Source organism: Bacillus sp. 1A (assembly GCF_052682215.1).
In genome coordinates this window covers 2,947,405-2,968,544 of record NZ_JBQYLZ010000001.1, presented here as the reverse complement: position 1 = coordinate 2,968,544, position 21,140 = coordinate 2,947,405, and the positions used below count along the sequence as shown (strand labels likewise).

Here is a 21,140-nt window from a genome sequence, read left to right as displayed (position 1 = left end):
ATTCCTCTAGGCTACTATTTCAGAAAAATAATCGTTTGTCAACGAGAAATGGATATGTATGCCAAGATTATACATTCCAAACCTTTATCATGATCCAAATGATCAATATCCAAAATGGGATAACGAGTAACAATCCCCAAAAACAGCCTTTAAAAAATCTCATGATGAACACCTCGTTCATCGGCCCTACTTATTTATAAAGAGGGCTGAATCAATCTTTCTCTCTTTAAAACCTATACTATTTTGTCATCGCATGTTCTACTTTAATGCAACGATCCATTATTACAGTATAGCCTTTTTCTTTTAACAGTTTATATGTATCTTCATCTTTTACTCCTAATTGTGCCCAAAAAACATCTGCATCAATCTCTACAAACTCTTTCGCAACATCCATTAAAAATTCTGAACGGCGGAATACATTTACAATGTCAACATGTTCCTTAATATCCTTTAGTGAAGCAACTGCTTTTTCTCCAAGCACCTCATCTACTGTTGGGTTCACTGGAATAATACGATACCCAGCATCTTGCATTGCTTTTGAAACCATATACGATGTACGTTCTGGCTTATCCGATAATCCAACAACTGCAATCGTTTTGCTTTTCTTTAATACTTCACCAATTTCCGTACGAGTTGGGTTTTCAATTGTCATAATCTATCCCTCCTATTCCTTTAGTATAGCCGATAAAGAAAGTCTCTTTCAATATGAAAGAGACTTTCTTTTATTTCAATTATTGATTCTTTGTAGCTGAATTATCTGCTAAAGTAGCTGTTTTCGTCATTTTTTGACCGTTACGGTAGAATGTAACTTCCACTTTCTCGCCTACTTTTTTCTTTTCATATAAATATTTACGGAATTGAAGTGAATTTTCTACTTTTTGATCATCTAATGATACTACAATATCATATTGCTCTAAACCAGCTTTTTCTGCAGGTGATATTGGATAAATTTTACCTAATACAACGCCGTTTGTTACTTCTTTCGGTACCTTCAATTGATTTACTGCATAAGCTTGCACATCTTCTAATGAAACGACACCTACTCCAAGAGCGGGACGTTTCACTACTCCGTCTTTTTCAAGTGATTCAATAACTGGCTTTGCAATATTAATTGGAATAGCAAATCCAATTCCTTCAACTTCTTGTTGTGCAATTTTACTTGAATTAATCCCAATTATTTCACCGTTTTGGTTAAATAACGCACCACCACTATTACCTGGGTTAATCGCTGCATCTGTTTGAATAACTTGAGCATTCCAATCTGCACGCTTATCGCCATCAATATCTACTGGAATTTCACGTTCTTTACTACTAATAATACCTTCTGTTACACTTCCATCAAACCCTAGTGGGTTACCGATTGCAATCGCTTTTTCACCCGCACGAAGTTTACTTGAATCACCTAAAGTGGCAATTTTATTTACATTAGATCCATCAATTTCTACAACCGCTAAATCTAACCAAGGGTCTTTCCCTACAAGCTTTGCATCTACCTTTTTACCATCACTTAGTTTTACAGCAAGTTTATTTGCTCCATCTACTACGTGATTATTTGTTACAATATATGCTTTATTTCCTGCTTTTTTATAAATAACACCTGATCCTGAACCAGCTTGTTGTTCTTGGCCTGTCGGTTGCATTGCAAATGGATCAATGCTTTGTTGCATATTAATCACACCTACAACAACATCTTTCGCGCCTTCAATCATACCAGGTAAATCAGTTTCATTTTTTGCTTTATTAACAACAGGAACTACAGTACCTTCAACTTTTGAATCCGAACTGAATGATGATACAGCCGCTCCATTATTTTGAGCCCATGGCATATATGGTGCCGCAAAACTAATTGAAACAGCTCCAACTACTGCTCCGACTAAACCTGTGAAAAAATAACCTTTTTTGCCGCCTGATTTTCTCACTTCTCTCGTTTCACTATGCTCTTCATTTAAATTCGGTCCGTCGTAATATCCCATGTTTTATTTCCCCTCTCTGGTGAATTCGTACTTTCAGTATAGTCACAGTTTGTGTCCTTCTTGTGAACTCATCGTGAAATCCAATTAAAAAAATACTCTTATCTATCATTGTAGACAAGAAAAGTATTTTTTGTACATTCCACCTACAAAAGAGAGTATAAATTTGCTATATCCCAAAGCCAAAGTGCATAATAAATTAAAGTTTATTCTTCAAATTTATAACCCACTCGAATAACAGTACCGATATGCTTCGCTTTATCTCCTAGCTTATTTCGTAGTTTTTTAATATGAGTATCAACCGTTCGGTCATCACCGTAGTAATCATATCCCCATAACTGATCTAATAAATGTTGACGTGACAACACAATTCCTTTGTTCTCCATTAAATAAACAAGAAGTTCAAATTCCTTATGTGTCAATATAATTTCTTCTCCATCTACTAAAACGGTTCTAGATAGACGATTCACTTCTATTCCAGCTAAAGACATAGCATTTTCTTCCGCTACTCCTACCACACCATCCGCACGTTTCAATAACGTCTTCGCACGAGCTACTAACACTTTCGGGCTGAAAGGTTTCGTTACATACTCATCTGCACCTAATTCGAACCCTAGTAATGTATCATCCTCATCCGAACGTGCTGTCAACATAATGATTGGTACTGCTGACTCTTTTCTAATTCGTCTACAAACAGACCATCCATCTATTTCTGGTAACATTATATCTAACATAATTAAATCAATTTCATGCTCTGCAAATAATTCTAACGCTATTTTTCCGTCTTCTGCTTCGATTACTTCAAAGCCTTCATTACGAAAATAATCACTAACAATTTCACGTAATCTTCTTTCATCTTCAACAAGTAATACTGTTTTATTCATATCATCTATCCCGCCTTTTTACTCTTTCAATCGAATAATACGTTGATTGGAGCTTCCGCGAAATGGAAGTGTTAAATCTTTTTTCTCGATTTCAAATCTTCCATCGACTAAAACATCCCCATAATGTAACAACTCTATCATATCATTATTTTGAGAACTCTGTATCTCTTCTAACGTATAACCTGTATACATCCAAAGATTTTTTTTCAAGCCTTTCACAGCTTTTGCTACTTTTTTCACTTCAGCAGCTTGAAAAAATGGATCTCCACCTGAAAATGTTACATCAGTTAATGTATTACTTGCAATCTCTTTCATAATTTCTTCTACTGTCATTTCAGTTCCATTACAAATATTCCACGATTTCGGATTATGGCAACCGAAACAACGATGCGGACAGCCCGCAAAAAACACGACTGTCCGCAATCCTTCCCCATCTACTACACTATCATGAATGATGTTCATCACTTTCATTTATGCTTCACCCGATCCATCTCTTCACTACGTTTCGCACTATTCCACTTCGACATATCTCCTACAAGATAACCTGTTATACGTCGAATTCTTTCTATATTGGCCTCATCTTCATTTCCGCAGCTTGGACATTCATTACCAATAACTCCGTGATAACTGCAGCACTTACAACGATCAACAGGATGATTAATTGAACCGTACCCAACGCCATGTTCTGCCATCGCTCGTACAATTTGTTTTAACGCCTGTTTGTTATGCATAGCTGCTCCGTCTAGTTCAATGTACGTAATATGTCCCCCGTTACATAGGGCATGGAAAGGTCCTTCTAAACGAATTTTATTTATCGCTTGAATGTTATAATAAACTGGAATATGGAATGAATTCGTATAATAATTATGGTTCGTTATACCGCTAATTACACCAAATTCTTCCCTATCTTTTTTCACAAACTTCCCTGATAACCCTTCTGCAGGAGTTGCAATTACTGAGAAATTCAGTTCATGTTCTTCCGTCGCTTTATCCATTTTATCTCTCATAAAGGAAATGATTTCATACCCGAGTTTCCATGATTCTTCATCTTCTCCATGATGCTTTCCTGTTAAAGCTACTAAGCACTCCGCAAGACCGATAAAACCAAGACTTAACGTCCCTTGCTTTAAAATGGATGCTACAGAATCTTCAGGCTGTAACTTTTCTCCACCGCGCCATACACCTTGTGAATATAAAAATCGAAAATCTCTTGCTCGCTTCGTACATTGATACTCAAATCGTTCTAATAATTGCTTAATTCCTAAATCTAAGTAATAGTTTAACGCTTCAAAAAACGCTTCTTTTGAACCACTAATTAACGCTAATTTCACTAAGTTAATAGACGTAAATGATAAATTCCCTCTTCCAATCGCCGTTTCTTCTCCATGTATGTTAGACATAACACGGGTACGACATCCCATGTAACATACTTCACTTTCCGGTCTTCCGTCATAATGCACTGCATTAAATGACGCATCTAAAAATGAAAAGTTAGGGAATAATCGTTCAGCCGTTGTCTCTAACGCTAATTCAAATAAATCATAGTTCGGATCACATTCTTCAAAGTTCACACCTTTTTTCATTTTAAAAATTTGAATCGGAAAAATTGGTGTTTCTCCTTTACCAAGACCAGCTTGTGTCGCTTTTAAAAGTTGTCTAACTAATAACCGTCCCTCTTTTGATGTGTCTGTTCCATAATTAATAGAAATAAACGGTACTTGTCCCCCGCCCCTACTGTGCATACTATTTGAATTATGAACGAAAGCTTCACACGCCTGATACGTATCATTTTCTGTTTCTTTCCATGCAAATTCTTCTATTTGTTCTTTCGTAAGCGGATATGACTCTAATCGTTTCTTATGTCTCGCTACTGTTTTTCTCACATATGGAGCTAAATCAATATCAAAGAGTGCAAATGATTGACCACCGTGCTGCATATTTTGATTCGCCTGAAAAATAATAGACGAAAGAGCCAATGCACTTTTAATGTCCTGCGGTTGTCTCATATGCCCATGCCCGGTATGAAAACCGTTCGCAAGCATTTGCGCTAACGGAATTTGCGAACAAGTCGTCGTTCCTGTCGCATAAAAATCTAAGTCATGTGGATATAATATATTTTGATTTATCGCTTTTTTCACTTGATCTGACAATAAATTTTCAACTGCATAATATTTCGCACTCTCTGATGCGAACGTTCCCATTACTCCCATCGGAGAGCGGCCATCTACATTTGCATTTTCTTGCATTAAATCTTGCTCACTACCGTGGACAATCGTCTCAAACACTCTCATTAATTCTTCTCCACGTACATTTCGTTGTAACATTTATAACCCTCCACCAATATGTTGTTGTCTTTTGATTAAAATGTTACTACATATAGTCTTGGTGTTTCTGTGAGAAATGTAACATTCCTGTGAAATTTTTTTCACGAAATAATGAATTTTTCATTTACAAAAAAGAAATGTGCTCTTTACAAATGTATGGTACAATATACGGGAAAAACTCTTTTTACCCTTTATCAACACATTTGAATAAAGGAGACTGAACTTATGGTTACTACATATCTTTTATTTATCGTTGCCTACTTACTTGGCTCGATTCCATTCGCACTAGTCGTTGGAAAAATCGGCTACGGAATCGATATTCGTGAGCACGGAAGCGGTAATCTAGGCGGAACAAATACATTCCGCACACTAGGGAAAAAAGCAGGTTTTATCGTTACAATTGCTGACATTTTAAAAGGTACATTAGCAACAAGTCTACCGATTATTTTCGGATTAGATGTTCACCCGCTCTGGTTCGGATTAGCAGCTGTTCTTGGACATGTGTATCCGATTTTCGCGAAATTCCGTGGTGGTAAAGCTGTTGCAACTTCTGCTGGCGTGCTATTATGCTACTCTCCAGTTGTTTTTGCAATATTAGCTGTTGTCTTTTTCAGCCTTTTATTTACAACAAGATACGTATCACTTTCTTCTATGGTAACAGCCGTCGTTGCTGTTATTGCATCCATTGTTAGCGGGGATAAAATCTTCATTATTGCGATGTGTTTATTAGCAGGTATGGTTATTTATAAACACCGTGCAAATATCGGACGAATTATAAATAAAACTGAACCGAAAGCAAACTTTTCAAAAAAGCAAAAATAAGATCGTAACCCACATAACGCAAAAAGAAAACGTGAAGCATATTAATAGCGTCTTTTTGCGTTATTTTTTATACTAAAGAAAAAGCAACATAATTTGGAGGAACTATACATGAATCTTTCCGTAACAAAAGAAGCAGCACAATGGTATAAAAACGAATTAAACTTACAATCGGGTGAAACACTACGCCTTTTCGTACAATACGGCGGGTGCAGTACTGTGCAAAAAGGACTTTCTTTAGGTATTCGTAAAGATGATCCTGCACATCCTGCTGTTCAAATTCAAGAAGAAGATATTAACTTCTTTATTGAAAGCGATGATGAGTGGTTCTTCGATGGACATAATTTAGTCGTTACATTTAACGATGGGGACGATTTCCCGCAATTTAATTATGAAAAATAAAAAAACGTGGCTTCCGCCACGCTTTTTTTATTTTTTCTTAATTTCCTCATATTTCGCATACCACTCAGGATAGAACTTTTTAAATGATACAGGGCGAAATCCTTCTTTTTTCGCACAAATATTCGTTGTACTTGCAGTAATACAAAGTTCACCTTCACCGTTATATATTTCATAACCATATACAACGCGAAGCGGACTCACAGTATCAATCCACGTTTTCACAATTGCTTTTTCTCCGTAACGCATCGCTTTACGATATGAAATTTGCAAATCTAACACAGGAGAAATAATTCCCTCTTTCTCCATTTCAACATATGAAAATCCTAAATCTTGTATAAGTTTCGTACGGCCTAGCTCAAGCCATACCAAATAGTTTGAATGGTAAACAACACCCATTTGATCTGTTTCCGCATAACGGATTTCAACTTCATGTTCTGCTACAAACATATGTATTCGCCGTTGCCATAAACTTATAAAAATCTATAAATTTTGTTTATTTCCCTGTTCTACGTGTCCGATTTCACAGAAGCTACTTTCGTTTGATGTAACACTCCGAGGGCGTAAATTCGGATACAACGAATCCTACATATTAGCCGTAACTTTTTTTAGATGTTAACTGGCTAATTCATACCGTGACAAATTGATAGCCGCATTTAAATCCCTATCCATTTCGTGACCACAAGTGCATTTGTATACACGGTCAGAAAGTTTTAGTTCTTTGTTGATGCTTCCACAACTGGAACACATTTTTGAAGAAGGATACCATGTATCAGCTTCTACAAATTCAATACCATATTTTTCACACTTGTATTGAATTTGTCTTTTGAACTCATATAAACACTGCTTCGCAATCGCTTTAGCTAGGTGTCTATTCTTCATCAGACCTTTCATATGCAACGTCTCCATCACAATGCGAAATGGCTTGGTTTTCACAATTTCGCTCGTGGATTGATGAAGATGATTCTTTCTGATATTTGATAACCTTCTATGTAGCTGTCGTATCTCTTTCTCGATTTTTATAATGTTGCTTGTTTTGACAAAACGGTTTCCCTCCTTATTCATTTCATATTTACGAGAAACTTGACGTTGCAACCTACGAAGGCGTTTCTCTGCCTGTCTTACCATTTTTGTTTTGTTGATATTGTTCTTCCTCTGCCCATCAGAACAATATGCTAATTCTTTGATTCCAATATCTATTCCTAACGAAACAGCCGTTAACTTCTCTTTTGTAAACTCCTGTTCAATACCGACAGACAAATACCAATACTTACCATCAAAGCTAACGCGTGGATTAGAGTACTTAACCCCTACCGGTAACTTTTCGGATGTTTTTACCCAACCAACTTTCTCAATCAAAACTTGTTTTTCTTTTACTTTTAACTTGACATTATCATTGTAAAAAGAGAGTTTTGCTTTCCTTCTGCTTTTGAATCGTGGTTTATCAGCCAGTCCCTTGAAAAATCGCTTATATGCTTCACAAGCATCTTTAATCGCTTGTTTGGCTATATTATTTGAAACATTGTACAACCAAGCATATTCTTCAGTCTGCTTTAATACAGTTAATTCTTTCCGTAAAAAAACGTCTGATATGAACTCTCCGCCATTCTTGTAATTCTCTTCTTGCTTCGCCAGTGTCCAATTATAAGCCCATCTTGCCGTACCAACAGATTTCCAAAGTTGCAATTCTTGTTCTTTATTCGGCTTGATTCTCACTTTCTTCGCAAGCATCATTTTCCAGCAACCCCTTAACCATCTTCTTAGCTTATTTTCGCTTGAAGATGGCAACTAGTTTGTTCTATCCTACCTGCCTTTTTGCAAAATCACCAATTGAATATACTTTCATATTTTTCATCCCATGAAACTACTTTACCCCGGCGACAATTTTTCATCTACAAATATTTTATCACTAATTATATATTTTTGTAGATATACACTAACTGTTTCTTCCCTTCTTTCACTTCTGCTACCTTGCATACATTTAATCATAATACAGTGACATCAAAAATAAAATAAAAACAGTGAATCTTTTACTGAAAGGAGCAAGCATATGATTCAAATTGTAACTGTTCGTAGCGGTGATAGCGTATATAGCTTGGCATCAAAGTACGGATCAACACCTGACGAAATAGTAAAGGACAATGGACTAAATCCAGCTGAAACACTCGTTGTAGGTCAGGCACTGATCGTTAATACGAAAGGGAATAATTATTATGTACAGCCTGGCGATAGCCTATATCGAATCTCTCAAACATATAACGTACCTCTCGCTAGTTTAGCTAAGGTTAATAACTTATCTTTAAAGTCCATTCTTCATGTTGGACAGCAATTATATATACCAAAAGGGACAAAACGCGCAGTAGAATCCATCGCTTATTTACAACCTTCAACAATACCAATAAAAGAAAGTTTGGTTAACGCTACGCGTGCCATTAATCCATTTTTAACATATTTGGCTTACTTCAGTTTCGAGGCAAAAAGAGATGGTACGTTAAAAGAACCAACTGAAACAGCTAAAATCGCTAATATTGCAACGCAAGGCAAAACCATCCCGATGCTCGTTATTGCAAATATTGAAAATGGAAATTTCAGTGCCGATCTGACATCGGTTATTTTACGCGATGCATCGATTCAAAACAAATTTATTACTAACATTTTACAAACAGCTGAGAAGTACGGTATGCGAGACATTCATTTTGATTTCGAGAGTGTAGCACCTGAAGATCGCGAAGCGTATAATCGTTTTTTACGAAATGTAAAAACACGCTTACCTAACGGATACACATTGAGTACAACGCTTGTACCGAAAACAAGTTCAAATCAAAAGGGAAAATTTTTCGAAGCTCACGATTATAAAGCACAAGGACAAATTGTTGATTTCGTCGTCATTATGACATATGACTGGGGTTGGCAAGGCGGGCCACCGATGGCTATTTCTCCTATCGGTCCTGTAAAAGAAGTACTTCAATACGCAAAATCTCAAATGCCTCCCCAAAAAATTATGATGGGGCAAAACTTATACGGATTCGATTGGAAACTTCCGTTCAAACAAGGCAATCCGCCTGCAAAAGCAATTAGCTCTGTCGCAGCTGTCGCACTAGCTCGTAAATACAATGTCCCCATCCGCTATGATTTCACAGCTCAAGCTCCTCATTTTAATTATTTTGATGAAAATGGTGTTCAACACGAAGTTTGGTTTGAAGATTCACGGTCTGTTCAAAGCAAATTCAATTTAATGAAAGAACAAGGTATAGGCGGTATTAGTTACTGGAAGATTGGCTTACCATTCCCGCAAAATTGGCGTTTACTCGTTGAAAATTTTACGATTACGAAAAAGGGCTGACATAAGTCAGCCCTTTTTGACTATTAAAAATCCGTCACAAAAAGAAGAATGACAACATTCTCCCTTTTTAACCGTTATCAACAATCGGTTGTTTGCCTGTTTGGTCTTGCATTTGCTTTCCTTTATTGCCACCAGCTTTTTTTGATTGTGTTCCAATATGATTCGGTGCAAAGTCTTTTGAATTCTTTTTCGGATTACCCATTACTATCGCCTCCTTAACACTAGTATCGTACTAGTGTTAAGAATTATTCAGCTTGCTTAAAAAGTTGCATTTCATAACGTTTTTCAATACGCTCTTCAATGCGATCGATTGCATCACGATCACTTAATAATTGTTGTTTATTTTCTTTCACAAGTTCGTCAAATGATTTACGGCGACTTCTTCTCATGCTGTTCACCCTCTCTCCTTCGCATTCTTACTATACATAGTATGAGCAAATGAAAAACTCTTTAATCAGATTTGCAAGAAAATTTTATGTTTTAGTACTCCTAAAAAAAACTCCGTGTACAACTTCTTGTACACGGAGTTTTTTATACCATTATATTTAAATATTCTTTTAGCTTTTCATCTGCATTCATTTCACTTTGTTTATACTCACTTAGCGCTTGCAGTACGAAATCATACTGTCCTAAAATATAACTTTCTAATTTCAGGACATCCTCTAAGCTATTAAGCATAATTCTCGTATTACCAACTTCACTTTTTAACGCGGGTTCACAATTTAAACTCGTACATATTCCTTTCACATCATCTTCTAATATCTCTGTTAATACGTATTTCTTTCGCCCTTTTACTTTTATTCTCATAACTGGATAAAAAGCTTTTATATCTAAATAACTTCCTACATTCATGCAACGAACCCATTCGATATCACGTTTATTGCGTACAAGTATCTTTTTTACCGCCTCATATACTGCTGTTTCATCAAGTACTTCCGTATTCGATTTTCTTTTTTCCCCTGCTTCAATAGATGCACATTTTTGATAAACAGCTGCACAAGTAATACAATCATCAAATGCATTATGAGAACTTAAACGAATTCCAAGCATTCGCTTTAACGTTTCAAGTTTATGATTAGGCGCGTGCTTCATATATTTCTTTGCTAAAAACACAGTATCAATTACTTTATTTTGAGGTTCCGGTAAACCAAGCATACTTACATTACTTTTCAAAAAACGCATATCAAAAGATGCATTATGAGCGACAATTACATTTGTATGTAAAAATGCTAAAAATAAAGGTAATACTTCTTCAATCGTCGGTGCATCTGAAACACGATAATTTGTAATACCTGTTAAACTCGTTATTCGGTCCGGAATTGAACGCTCTGGATTCACATAGGAAACAAATTGATCTACTAGTTCATGATTATGATATTTCACTGCTGCGACTTGAATAATTTTATCATTATAAGGGTTAAATCCTGTTGTTTCAAAATCAATTACAACATAATCTAACGGTAAGGATATATTCCCCACTCCAAACACTCCTTTACCTCTAAACGTTTATATTTCTTTTATCATAACATGCTGCTATCACTACGTGAAAAAGAAAAGGCAGAAATGGTAACTTTCCACCTCTACCTTTTCACCGTTATTTTAATTTAGCAATCCGTTTCTCCATCTCTTTTTGCGTCATCGGTCCAATAAACTTATCTTGAATGACACCTTTCGTATCTATAAAATACGAAGTTGGAATCGTAATTACTTTATACGCTGTTGTCACATCAATGTTCTTGTCCAATAAAATAGGAAAAGTAATTCCTTTTTCTTTCACAAAGTTGCTTACCTTTTCTACTCCCCCGCCCTTTTCTGAAGGCGTATAATTTATTGCTAAAATTTCTACGTTTTCTTTATGTTCTTTATAGAAAGCTTCCATATCAGGCATTTCTTGCTGGCAAGGTCCACACCACGTTGCCCAAAAGTTTAAAATTACTTTCTTTCCTTTTAAATCCGATAACTTTACATTCGTTCCATCTAACTTCGTTAATGCAAAGTCTGGTGCACTCTTCCCTATTTCAATACCATTACTTGCAATCATCTCTTTCATAGCAGCTTCACTTTTTTCTTGCTCCCCTTGTACCGCCTGATTGTTTTTACCAAACTGTTCATAAGCTGCATATCCCGCTAAACAAAGTAACACTCCAATAATCGTAAGCTTCCGCCACATTTTATATCACCCTAACGTGTTTATCTTGTTATAACTTAATCACCAAAATACTATATACCTTATTTTAGCTTATACGGACAAGCTTGGAAATATTCACAGTCGAAATAATTAGAATATTCTTATTTAAAGTGTAATTTTTTCCTTTTTATCATATAATTAGAAAAACAGATGACGTGTTGCTTATCTTCTTATGGACCCATTCACCTTTTTACTTTCTTATATAACCTTCAACAAAAGGGGGATTGTGTATGAATTCATTCGAAAAAACAACATTATATATTCTTAGTTTTCTTTTATACCCAGTCGGTATTATTACCTGGATCATTTCACTCTTTAGTAAAGATCTTGAAAAAAAGAAAATAGGGCGTATTTGTCTCTACGTCTCTCTAGTCTCATTCTTCCTTTTCTTAATTCTCGGAATTACAACTCTCCTTATGACTGCTACTTTTAACGTTGATCTGAATCACTCCGAATCTATCGAGTATCAAATAAATGATGCTGAATAAAGATAAGAGCAGTGCTCTTATCTTTATTCATATCTCTGTAAAAACGAATGACTATTTATTAATTTTTCAGGACTTCCACATGCAACAATACTTCCTTCTCTCATTATAACAACACGATCTGCTAGTATCGCTTTCTCTACATCATGTGTTGCCACAATTCTCGTGACCCCTCTTCCTAATCCTTCTATCATATTCCAAACAGTTTCTTGATTGCCCGGATCTAATCCCGCAGTCGGTTCATCTAAAATAATAAGATTCGGATTTGAACCAATAGCGCGTAATAATGCAAGACGTTTTCTTTCCCCTCCAGAAAACTCTTCCCCGCTTTTATGTAGTACAGTTTCAATCCCCCTAGGTAAATCACTAATAATCGGTTTCACATTTACAAGTTCCATATTTTTTTCTAACTGATTTTCTAGATACTTTCCCCCGAAATACATATTCTCTTTTACTGTCGTCCGAAAGAAACGAGGTTCTTGCCACACTGTCGTCATACGAGCCTCATTACCATAATAAACAATGTTACCGTTAGATGGTTTATACAACCCTATCATTAATTTTAAAAGTGTCGTCTTTCCTGCACCACTTTCTCCCACAATCATAACGAGTTCACCAGGATTAATTTGCAAATCAATGTTTTTTATCCTACATTTCTCTTCATCACTCTCCTGAAATGAAACATTTGTTACCGTCATCCCCATCGCCCTTTCTAGATTACTATCTGCTACTCGTTTATCTAAAAAGGAAAAAACTCTATTTGCCGAAGCGACTGCAACTTGTGTCATCATTAATAAATCACCCACATAGCGGACTGGAAAAAAGAGCATTTCAATTGTGGCTAACACTGCAACAATTGAACCGACTTCCATTTCCCCCCTCATTATTTTTTGCGTGCCTATAATGAGAACAACGATATATGCTCCTGTTTCAATCACTGTTCCAACTACTCCAATGCAGTGTTGCATCATCGTCTTCTTTACTTCTGTTTTATAAGATTGTGTCGTTACTTCTTTAAATAAATGAATGGCCCATTTTTCTTTTTGTAGACTTCGTAAATCTTGTGCTCCTTTTACAAACTGTGACACCATCTCTACAACACTTGATTGATTGTTTTGAGCAATGCTTGCGATATTTCTTACCTTTTTCCCCATCACCATCGGAACCGTTGCACTTAAAAATAAAAACGGAGCTACCCACAATATGAACTGTATATCTATATGTTGTAGTGCTATGATTGCGCCAATAAATTGGGCAATAGCGTGTATATATTCTATTAATATAGATCCATATAATCTGACCCAGTTCGGAATATCAGACACAACTAACGTCTCTAACTCTCCTCCCTTAATCTTCTCACTCTCTTCAAACGGTAATGAGAAGAAATGACGCAATACATCTATACGTTTCTCTCGTAATATTCGCTGACTAGCTTTTGAACTTACATAATCAAATGAAAGATTGTTCACCCACATCAACAAGCGGCTAACTGCAAACAAAGTAATGTAAAGATACGCCTCCTTTAACTCTCGTTGAATAAGGTTATCTACAATTAATCCCATGAATAGTGGACGAGATAAATTTAAAATAGCAGCAAAGCATCCACTACATACAGCTGCTATTACTAATAATTTTTCTTTCTGTAACGGTAACAATATTCTTTTATATTCTTTCATGACGTTTCCCCCAGTTTTTATAGTAAAAAGAAAGGGATGAAACCAAATGGTTTCATCCCTTTCCATAAAATAAGGAAGCTAACAGTTGTTAGCTTCCTTATCGTTCATTTCAATTATTTAGTTCGACACTTTTGACTCTTCAATTTTCTCACGAAGAACCATTTGTAGGATACCACCGTGACGGTAGTAGTCAATTTCAACTTCACTATCGAAACGAGCTACTACTTCAAATTGTTTTTCTTTGCCATCTGCATCAGTTGCAACTACTTTTACAAGATCGCGTGGTCTAACTGTTTTGTCAATTTGAATTTCAAATGACTCGTTACCAACAAGACCTAACGTTTCAGCGCTTTCGCCATCTTTAAATTGAAGTGGTAATACACCCATTAATACTAGGTTACTACGGTGAATACGTTCGAAGCTTTCTGCGATTACTGCTTTAATACCTAATAAGTTTGTACCTTTCGCAGCCCAGTCACGAGAACTTCCCATACCGTAATCTTTACCAGCAACAACTAGAAGACCTGTGCCATCTTCTTTATATTTCATAGCAGCATCATAGATTGATGTTACTTCACCAGTTGGCCAATATGTTGTGTATCCGCCCTCTGTTCCTGGTGCGATTTGGTTTTTAATACGGATGTTCGCAAATGTACCACGCATCATAACTTCGTGGTTACCACGACGAGAACCGTAAGAGTTAAAGTCAACAGGTTGTACGCCGTTTTCTAATAAGTAGCGTCCTGCTGGTGTATGCTTACCAATTGAACCTGCTGGTGAAATATGGTCTGTCGTTACAGAGTCTCCAAATTTACCAACTATGCGTAAATCTGATAACATTTCAACTTCACCTGGCTCTTTAGATAATCCTTCAAAGAACGGTGGGTTTTGAATATAAGTTGAATCATTATCCCAAGTATATAAAGCTTCATTTGAAGTTTGGATTTCATTCCAGCGCTCATTGCTGTTAAATACTTGTGCATATTCTTTCTTGAACAGTTCAGATGTAACAACGTTTTGAACTACATCTTCAATTTCTTTAGCTGATGGCCAAATGTCCTTGAAGTAAACAGCATTGCCATTTGCATCTTTACCGATTGCATCATTTTTCAGGTCAATATCAACAGTACCTGCAAGTGCATATGCCACAACAAGTGGTGGTGATGCTAAGTAGTTTGCTTTTACAAGTGGATGAATACGACCTTCAAAGTTACGGTTACCAGATAAAACAGATGTTACTAATAAATCGTTTGCTGCGATTGCTTCTTCTAATTCCTCTGCTAATGGACCAGAGTTACCGATACAAGTCGTACAACCGTAACCAACTGTTTGGAAACCTAATTGATCTAAATATGTTGTTAAACCTGATTTATCTAAGTACTCAGTAACAACTTTAGATCCTGGTGCTAATGATGTTTTTACGTACTCAGGTACTACAAGCCCTTTTTCAATTGCTTTCTTCGCAACTAGACCTGCCCCAATTAATACGTATGGGTTTGATGTATTTGTACAGCTTGTAATTGCAGCGATTGCAATTGCACCTGTTTTCATCGTTACTTCTTTATCTTCTAATGTAACCTTCACTTCTTTATCGAACTCTTGCTCATTAAATCCAAGTCCTTGTGTTCCAACTGGTGCTACAACAGCTTTATGGAACGCATCTTTCATATCTGAAAGTGGAATTAAATCTTGTGGGCGTTTCGGTCCAGAAAGGTTAGATTCGATTGTATTTAAATCAATTTCAACAAGATCAGTGTAAATTGGATCTTTGCTGTCTGCTGTATAGAATAAACCATTTGCTTTACAGTATTCTTCAACAATGCGAATTTGCTCTTCATCTCTACCTGTTAAACGTAAGTATTCTAATGAAATATCGTCAATTGGGAAGAATCCACAAGTTGCACCGTATTCTGGTGCCATGTTTGAAATTGTTGCACGGTCAGCTAAAGGCATGCTCTTTAGTCCATTACCGAAGAACTCAACGAATTTACCAACTACACCTTTTTGACGTAATACTTGTGTTACTTTTAATGCAACGTCAGTTGCTGTAGTACCACTTGGAAGTGTACCAGTTAATTTCACACCGATTACTTCAGGTACTGGGAAGTATGAAGGCTGTCCAAGCATTCCTGCTTCCGCTTCAATACCACCAACGCCCCATCCAAGAACGCCGATACCGTTAATCATTGTTGTATGTGAGTCTGTTCCAACTAATGAATCTGGGTATGCAACTAAGTCACCTTCAGCATTTTTCACAGCATGAACAACTGGTGCTAAATATTCAAGGTTTACTTGGTGTACAATACCTGTAGCTGGTGGCACTGCGCGATAGTTATCAAATGATTTTTGTGCCCAGCTTAAAAATTTATAACGTTCTTCATTACGTTTAAACTCTAAGTCCATGTTGAATGCAAGCGCGTCTGCCGTACCCGCTCTATCAACCTGTACAGAGTGGTCAATTACAAGGTCTACAGTAATTTCTGGATTAATTTTATCAGGATCCCCGCCCATATCTGCCATTGCTTTACGAAGCGAAGCCAAATCTACAACAGCTGGAACACCAGTGAAATCTTGTAAAATTACACGAGATGGTTTAAATGGAACATCGATATCTTGCACATCTTTCGTTCCCCATTTCGCTAAATTTGTAACATGTTCTTCTGTAATTACACGTCCGTCTACTTGACGAAGTACTGATTCAAGTAAAACTTTCACGGAATATGGTAATTGAGATACGTTGCCAACCCCTGTATTTTCAAGCGCTTTCAAATCATAATAATGATACGTTTTTCCATCTACTTCAAAAGTTGCACGTGATTGAAATGGATTATGTTTGACCATTATGTTTCCCCCCTGTTAAACGTGACTAAGTTGTCTGAATATAAAATGTAGACAAACTTTTCAATACCTTACGATAATATCTTATTACAACTTTCTAAATAAGTAAATAATAAGAAACTTATAGATTATCATAAGTTTTCTTTATGTTTCTAAATTTGAATAGTGTTCACGCTCCTTATGAATACTATTACCATAAAGTAAAGTGCTCTATTAGTGCTTTACTTACAGTTCATACATACTATGAACTGCTCATCATTCAACATACAAAAAATATTATAGAGGTGAAATAAAATGGGTAAAAGAAAAGCAAATCATACTATTTCAGGAATGAATGCGGCATCTGCACAAGGACAAGCAACTGGTTACAATGAAGAATTTGCAAACGAACCTTTAACTCCAGCAGAGCGACAAAATAATAAAAAACGTAAAAAGAACCAGTAACAAAAAATCCCAAAAGGCATATTTTCCTTTTGGGATTTTTTCTAATGTTTATAACGTAGTAATTCCGAAACCGTTACAAATCGATATCCTTGTTTTTTCAGCTCAGGTAAAATTTTTGCTAGCGCTGCTACTGTTTGACTACGATCATTTCCTCCATCATGTAATAATACAATATCTCCACTTTTAGCATTTTTTACTACATGATTTACAATGGATTCAACCCCTGGATTTGCCCAATCACGCGGGTCTTGATGCCACGACCATAGAACAGTTTGATAACCTGCTTCTTTCGCTGTTTTAAATACAGCATCGTTAATATATCCGCCAGGTGGACGGAATAGTAAAGGTTCTTTCACCCATTTTTCGAAAAATTTCTTTCCATCTAAAATATCATTTTCTAATTTTTCATCCGATGAATTACTCGCGTATAAATGATTCATCGTATGATTTCCAATTTCATGTCCCTCTTTTAACACTTGTTTCACTAAATATGGATTACGCTGAACTCGAAATCCAATCATAAAAAATGTTGCTTCTGCTTTATATTGACGTAATAAATGTAAAACTTGCGGTGTATAAGTTGGATCTGGGCCATCATCAAATGTAATGGCAATAATCTTTTCATTATTAGGTACTTCCCACGTTACATAGCCAGTTGGTTCTAGCTCTTTTCTGAGCAACATTTTCGCTTCCACTTTTTCAACTTGAAATATATGTAATGCGCATAATAAACAAAAAACGAATAGAAAAATCTTCTGTTTTAGCATAACGTTCGTCAAAGTAATAAGGTTGTCGAATACACAACAACCTCATTTACTTTTCTAATTGATCTACATTTCGCATAATGTTTTGGAGATTATTTTCGTATTGCTCAAGTTGTGGACGTTGTGTTTCTGAAGCTACTTCTAACGCATTTTGAATCTGTTCATACGCTTCCTGAACCTCTTGGCGTAATTCTTTTAGATCATGACCGTAGTTTGGATCATTTTTCACAATGTTGTTAAATGCATGTTCTGCTTGTGTAACTCCTTGCTGCGCTGCTTGAAAAGCTTGTTGTTTATCTTTATGATATGGCATTATATAATCCCCTTTCCATAATAGTTAGTCCCATTTATCTTTACCTTTTTTTCTAAAAACATTCTCGTATAAATTTGCAAACTTCTCTCATTCTAAAGAGAAAGAGGAGGTGTCACATACAATGGGAAAAAACAATCGTGAAGCGAAAGAAAAAAAGGGACAACCTGAACCATTAAGCGGATCTCATAAAGTAAAAAACCGTAACCATTCACGCCAAAAAAATCATGCACATCATGATATGTAAAACAAAAGGTTCACACTAGCTACCTTTGTCACATACAATGTTTATATTTTTCCATTTATTCTTCACCCCTACTTCATTCATGCATAACATAGTATGAATTGAGATTTTACGGAGGGTGTCTTACATGGGCAAGAAAAAGAAGGATTGTCTTTTTCATGTTGATGGTTTCGAAGAATGGATGGATCAATTTTGTTCTGATTCTTGTAGTAACTTTAGTTTCCCAAATCAAATTCATATTGACCTTTGCGAAACTGAACAAGAGTACATTTTGGAAACAGATGTACCAAATGTATCCGAACAAAATGTAGTTATTAAAAAGATGGAGACAGGCCTAAATATTTGCATACTTCATAATAATAGTTCTTTGCAACGGATCATTCCTTTACCCGCTACTATTATTTATAAGAAGATGCTAGCCTGCTTAGAGAATGGATATTTAGCCATTCATATTTCCAAAAATGAAGTTGCTAATAAACATGAAAAAAAAGTTCTTTTTCAAATTGAGAATTAAAATAAAGTAAAGCTGTAATCAATGGGAGTTTTACTGCCCGCAAATAGTGGGATAAATACAAAAATAAGCCCCAGTCATCTGCTGGGGCTTATTTTATTTCGCATCTAATTCTAAATTACAATTTCTATCATATCTTTTTTTCAATAAACCTTTTGTAACTACAAGTACAGGAAATGCTACAGTTGAAAATATAGCTAGTGCTGAAAATACTACAAACCCATTTTGATACCCGTAGTAATCGAGAAGCACTCCCCCAAACCATGGACCAATTACTGCTCCAATCCCTGAAAATCCCATTGCTCCAAAATATGTTCCTTTTAAATGTGAAACAGCTATATCATCAATAAATACATCTGTCATGGAAAACATTAAAACTTCTCCAATTGTAAAAATAATTGTGCAGACAGCAGCACCTAGCGTAGATTCTACTATTCCAAATCCAAACAATCCTCCGCTCACAAATAAAGTTCCAACCATAATTGATGTTAACGGTGTATACTTTTTACATATTTGAATAACAGGGTATTGAATTACGACTACAACAATCGCATTTAAAGCTAACATATACGAAAACAATGTCACTCCATCCTGAAATATATGTGCATTTGCAAAATATTGAGATACTGTTGTCGTTAAGTGTGAAAAGCCACAATTACTCAAAATAATACCGACTAAAGCAACTAAAAATACGACATCCTTTCGCAATATACGAACTGCATTTAACATTGTGACAGGCTTTTCTGTATTCACTTTCTTTTTTTCGATTGGATACTTCTTAAATTGGAACGCTAATATAGCTGTATATAGAATGTATACTCCAGCTGCTACTAAAAAAGGAATTGTAGATTTTGCACTTCCAATCTGTAACCCGACAAGTGGGCCAATCGCTACTCCAACATTTATTGCACCGTAACGCAAATTATATACGAGTAAACGATACTCTGGTTTCGTTAAATCTGATAATAATGCTCTTGACGTCGGCTCAAAAAAAGATCGACATAATCCATTTAAAGCATTTAATAAAAAGAAACTTAAAACATGATTTGCAAATGAAAAACCTATAAATACAAACACCCAAGCAATCATAGACCATATTATAATCATGTTTCGGCCGAATCGATCCGATAAATTCCCTCCGATAAAACTAGCAAACACTCCAACAAGTGCACTCGTTCCGATAATAGCACCCGTCATTCCAGCTGATACGCCTTTAACAGTCGTTAAATAAATTGCTAAAAATGGAATACTCATTGACGTGGCGAACCTCGCGAATAAAGTCCCTATTATAATTGTCATTCCTAACGGATGAATATTTTGTAACTTCCCTTTCATTGTTAAACCTACTCTCCCTATTTTCACATAAAAAAAGAAAGCAAAGGATCTGCTTTCTTTTCCCTTTTTATACTTGAGCTGTTGATACCCGAGCTGTTCTCGTTATTTCCATATCTATGCCATATGTAAACTGTAATTCTTTACAAACATCTTTAATTAAAATTACGACATTATACTTCTCATTAAATTGTAAAACGATATTTTCTACTTCTTCATATGTATACTTATATTCCCCTGTAATGACACTTTTTAAATCAAAGCATTCATTTATACAAAGTTGCACAAGTAGCTGGTCATATTTCTCTATTACATCTTCTTTCTTCCACAGTAACTCTTTTACATATAACCGATCAAACTTTACACTTTCTCGATTACAATCCGTTAAAATCCGGGTCATTTCATTTAATTCTCGATATAATTCAGAAATATTTTTGCTTAAACTAAGAAGTTTATCTACGCCGTTTTCATATAACATATTCATTCCACCCCCGCATTTCTTTTTCTTATTATAGCAAGAAAATTCCAAAAATAGTTTCTTTCTTCTGAAATATTAGGAAACTAATTTCAATTGCTTTACAATGAAACTAGTGAACACGAAAGGGGAAA

Annotated in this window: 24 protein-coding genes; 7 read left to right on the top strand and 17 right to left on the bottom strand. The window is 35.7% G+C overall.

The genetic code is table 11. The annotated features are described in order from the left end of the window. Positions 1-238: 238 nt before the first annotated feature. The 5 genes from ACUN0F_RS15100 to ACUN0F_RS15080 form a co-directional block, all read right to left on the bottom strand. Positions 239-652, bottom strand: coding sequence for a CoA-binding protein (locus ACUN0F_RS15100; protein ID WP_046954573.1), 414 nt, complete (start codon positions 650-652; stop codon positions 239-241). 79 nt (positions 653-731) lie between these two features. Beyond that, positions 732-1,973, bottom strand: coding sequence for a S1C family serine protease (locus tag ACUN0F_RS15095; RefSeq protein WP_000542631.1), 1,242 nt, complete (start codon positions 1,971-1,973; stop codon positions 732-734). A 203-nt stretch (positions 1,974-2,176) separates the two neighbouring features. Then, entirely contained in the window at positions 2,177-2,854 is a 678-nt protein-coding gene (locus tag ACUN0F_RS15090; RefSeq protein WP_001044675.1) for a response regulator transcription factor, read from the bottom strand. 18 nt (positions 2,855-2,872) lie between these two features. After that, positions 2,873-3,325 (bottom strand): anaerobic ribonucleoside-triphosphate reductase activating protein, encoded by a 453-nt coding sequence (gene nrdG / locus ACUN0F_RS15085; RefSeq protein WP_000867059.1) that lies wholly within the window; start codon positions 3,323-3,325, stop codon positions 2,873-2,875. Then, entirely contained in the window at positions 3,322-5,178 is a 1,857-nt protein-coding gene (locus ACUN0F_RS15080; protein ID WP_264461972.1) for an anaerobic ribonucleoside triphosphate reductase, read from the bottom strand. Before ACUN0F_RS15080 ends, nrdG begins: the two co-directional genes overlap by 4 nt. 225 nt (positions 5,179-5,403) lie before the next feature. Between ACUN0F_RS15080 and plsY the strand changes: the two genes are divergently transcribed. Both plsY and ACUN0F_RS15070 read left to right on the top strand, forming a co-directional pair. After that, a complete protein-coding gene (gene plsY, locus ACUN0F_RS15075) occupies positions 5,404-6,000 on the top strand; it encodes a glycerol-3-phosphate 1-O-acyltransferase PlsY (RefSeq protein ID WP_000258967.1) in 597 nt (198 codons plus the stop codon). Positions 6,001-6,108: 108 nt separating this feature from the next. Beyond that, positions 6,109-6,399: a HesB/YadR/YfhF family protein gene (locus tag ACUN0F_RS15070; protein WP_264461971.1), complete on the top strand. Its 291-nt coding sequence runs from the start codon at positions 6,109-6,111 to the stop codon at positions 6,397-6,399. A 27-nt stretch (positions 6,400-6,426) separates the two neighbouring features. Here the strand turns inward: ACUN0F_RS15070 and ACUN0F_RS15065 are convergent, their stop codons facing one another. Continuing rightward, a complete protein-coding gene (locus tag ACUN0F_RS15065) occupies positions 6,427-6,846 on the bottom strand; it encodes an acyl-CoA thioesterase (protein WP_445539617.1) in 420 nt (139 codons plus the stop codon). A gap of 165 nt (positions 6,847-7,011) precedes the next feature. Then, positions 7,012-8,130, bottom strand: a complete 1,119-nt coding sequence (locus ACUN0F_RS15060) for an RNA-guided endonuclease InsQ/TnpB family protein (protein ID WP_264461969.1) — start codon at positions 8,128-8,130, stop codon at positions 7,012-7,014. Positions 8,131-8,446: 316 nt separating this feature from the next. Here ACUN0F_RS15060 and ACUN0F_RS15055 point away from each other — a divergent pair, with 316 nt between their 5' ends. Next, on the top strand, positions 8,447-9,739 hold the full coding sequence (locus tag ACUN0F_RS15055; RefSeq protein ID WP_445539616.1) for a glycosyl hydrolase family 18 protein: 1,293 nt from the start codon (positions 8,447-8,449) through the stop codon (positions 9,737-9,739). Positions 9,740-9,806: 67 nt separating this feature from the next. On the opposite strand, the gene sspN is transcribed toward ACUN0F_RS15055, so the two are convergent. From sspN to ACUN0F_RS15035, 4 genes are all read right to left on the bottom strand, one after another. Next, positions 9,807-9,941 carry an acid-soluble spore protein SspN gene (gene sspN, locus ACUN0F_RS15050; RefSeq protein ID WP_000527987.1) on the bottom strand — a complete coding sequence of 45 codons (135 nt, stop codon included), beginning with the start codon at positions 9,939-9,941 and terminating at the stop codon, positions 9,807-9,809. A 43-nt stretch (positions 9,942-9,984) separates the two neighbouring features. Beyond that, the gene (locus tag ACUN0F_RS15045; RefSeq protein WP_001254698.1) at positions 9,985-10,128 is read right to left on the bottom strand and encodes an FbpB family small basic protein; all 144 of its coding nucleotides are present in this window, start codon (positions 10,126-10,128) and stop codon (positions 9,985-9,987) included. 142 nt (positions 10,129-10,270) lie between these two features. Beyond that, positions 10,271-11,218 carry a 3'-5' exonuclease gene (locus tag ACUN0F_RS15040; RefSeq protein ID WP_445539615.1) on the bottom strand — a complete coding sequence of 316 codons (948 nt, stop codon included), beginning with the start codon at positions 11,216-11,218 and terminating at the stop codon, positions 10,271-10,273. A 115-nt stretch (positions 11,219-11,333) separates the two neighbouring features. Next, positions 11,334-11,909, bottom strand: coding sequence for a redoxin domain-containing protein (locus ACUN0F_RS15035; RefSeq protein ID WP_445539614.1), 576 nt, complete (start codon positions 11,907-11,909; stop codon positions 11,334-11,336). Positions 11,910-12,157: 248 nt separating this feature from the next. On the opposite strand from ACUN0F_RS15035, the gene ACUN0F_RS15030 reads away from it, so the two are divergent. After that, positions 12,158-12,415, top strand: coding sequence for a hypothetical protein (locus tag ACUN0F_RS15030; protein WP_445539613.1), 258 nt, complete (start codon positions 12,158-12,160; stop codon positions 12,413-12,415). A 23-nt stretch (positions 12,416-12,438) separates the two neighbouring features. Here ACUN0F_RS15030 and ACUN0F_RS15025 read toward each other — a convergent pair whose 3' ends face one another. Beyond that, entirely contained in the window at positions 12,439-14,088 is a 1,650-nt protein-coding gene (locus ACUN0F_RS15025) for an ABC transporter ATP-binding protein (protein ID WP_445539612.1), read from the bottom strand. Positions 14,089-14,205: 117 nt separating this feature from the next. Beyond that, positions 14,206-16,929: an aconitate hydratase AcnA gene (acnA, locus tag ACUN0F_RS15020; RefSeq protein WP_445539611.1), complete on the bottom strand. Its 2,724-nt coding sequence runs from the start codon at positions 16,927-16,929 to the stop codon at positions 14,206-14,208. Positions 16,930-17,220: 291 nt separating this feature from the next. Between acnA and sspO the strand changes: the two genes are divergently transcribed. Continuing rightward, a complete protein-coding gene (gene sspO / locus ACUN0F_RS15015) occupies positions 17,221-17,370 on the top strand; it encodes a small acid-soluble spore protein O (protein ID WP_000518050.1) in 150 nt (49 codons plus the stop codon). A gap of 41 nt (positions 17,371-17,411) precedes the next feature. On the opposite strand, the gene pdaB is transcribed toward sspO, so the two are convergent. Together pdaB and ACUN0F_RS15005 are read right to left on the bottom strand one after the other, a co-directional pair. Further along, entirely contained in the window at positions 17,412-18,137 is a 726-nt protein-coding gene (pdaB, locus tag ACUN0F_RS15010; protein ID WP_002008296.1) for a polysaccharide deacetylase family sporulation protein PdaB, read from the bottom strand. Between the two features lie 46 nt (positions 18,138-18,183). Next, positions 18,184-18,447, bottom strand: a complete 264-nt coding sequence (locus tag ACUN0F_RS15005) for a hypothetical protein (protein WP_001146292.1) — start codon at positions 18,445-18,447, stop codon at positions 18,184-18,186. 121 nt (positions 18,448-18,568) lie between these two features. On the opposite strand from ACUN0F_RS15005, the gene ACUN0F_RS15000 reads away from it, so the two are divergent. Next, on the top strand, positions 18,569-18,691 hold the full coding sequence (locus tag ACUN0F_RS15000) for a small acid-soluble spore protein P (RefSeq protein WP_000517650.1): 123 nt from the start codon (positions 18,569-18,571) through the stop codon (positions 18,689-18,691). A 124-nt stretch (positions 18,692-18,815) separates the two neighbouring features. Further along, positions 18,816-19,202, top strand: coding sequence for an Hsp20/alpha crystallin family protein (locus ACUN0F_RS14995; RefSeq protein ID WP_000516738.1), 387 nt, complete (start codon positions 18,816-18,818; stop codon positions 19,200-19,202). Between the two features lie 93 nt (positions 19,203-19,295). Here the strand turns inward: ACUN0F_RS14995 and ACUN0F_RS14990 are convergent, their stop codons facing one another. Together ACUN0F_RS14990 and ACUN0F_RS14985 are read right to left on the bottom strand one after the other, a co-directional pair. Further along, complete coding sequence (locus ACUN0F_RS14990; protein WP_046957737.1) at positions 19,296-20,534, bottom strand: MDR family MFS transporter; 1,239 nt, start codon at positions 20,532-20,534, stop codon at positions 19,296-19,298. A gap of 67 nt (positions 20,535-20,601) precedes the next feature. Further along, on the bottom strand, positions 20,602-21,009 hold the full coding sequence (locus tag ACUN0F_RS14985) for a hypothetical protein (protein WP_000965135.1): 408 nt from the start codon (positions 21,007-21,009) through the stop codon (positions 20,602-20,604). Between the last annotated feature and the right edge of the window lie 131 nt (positions 21,010-21,140).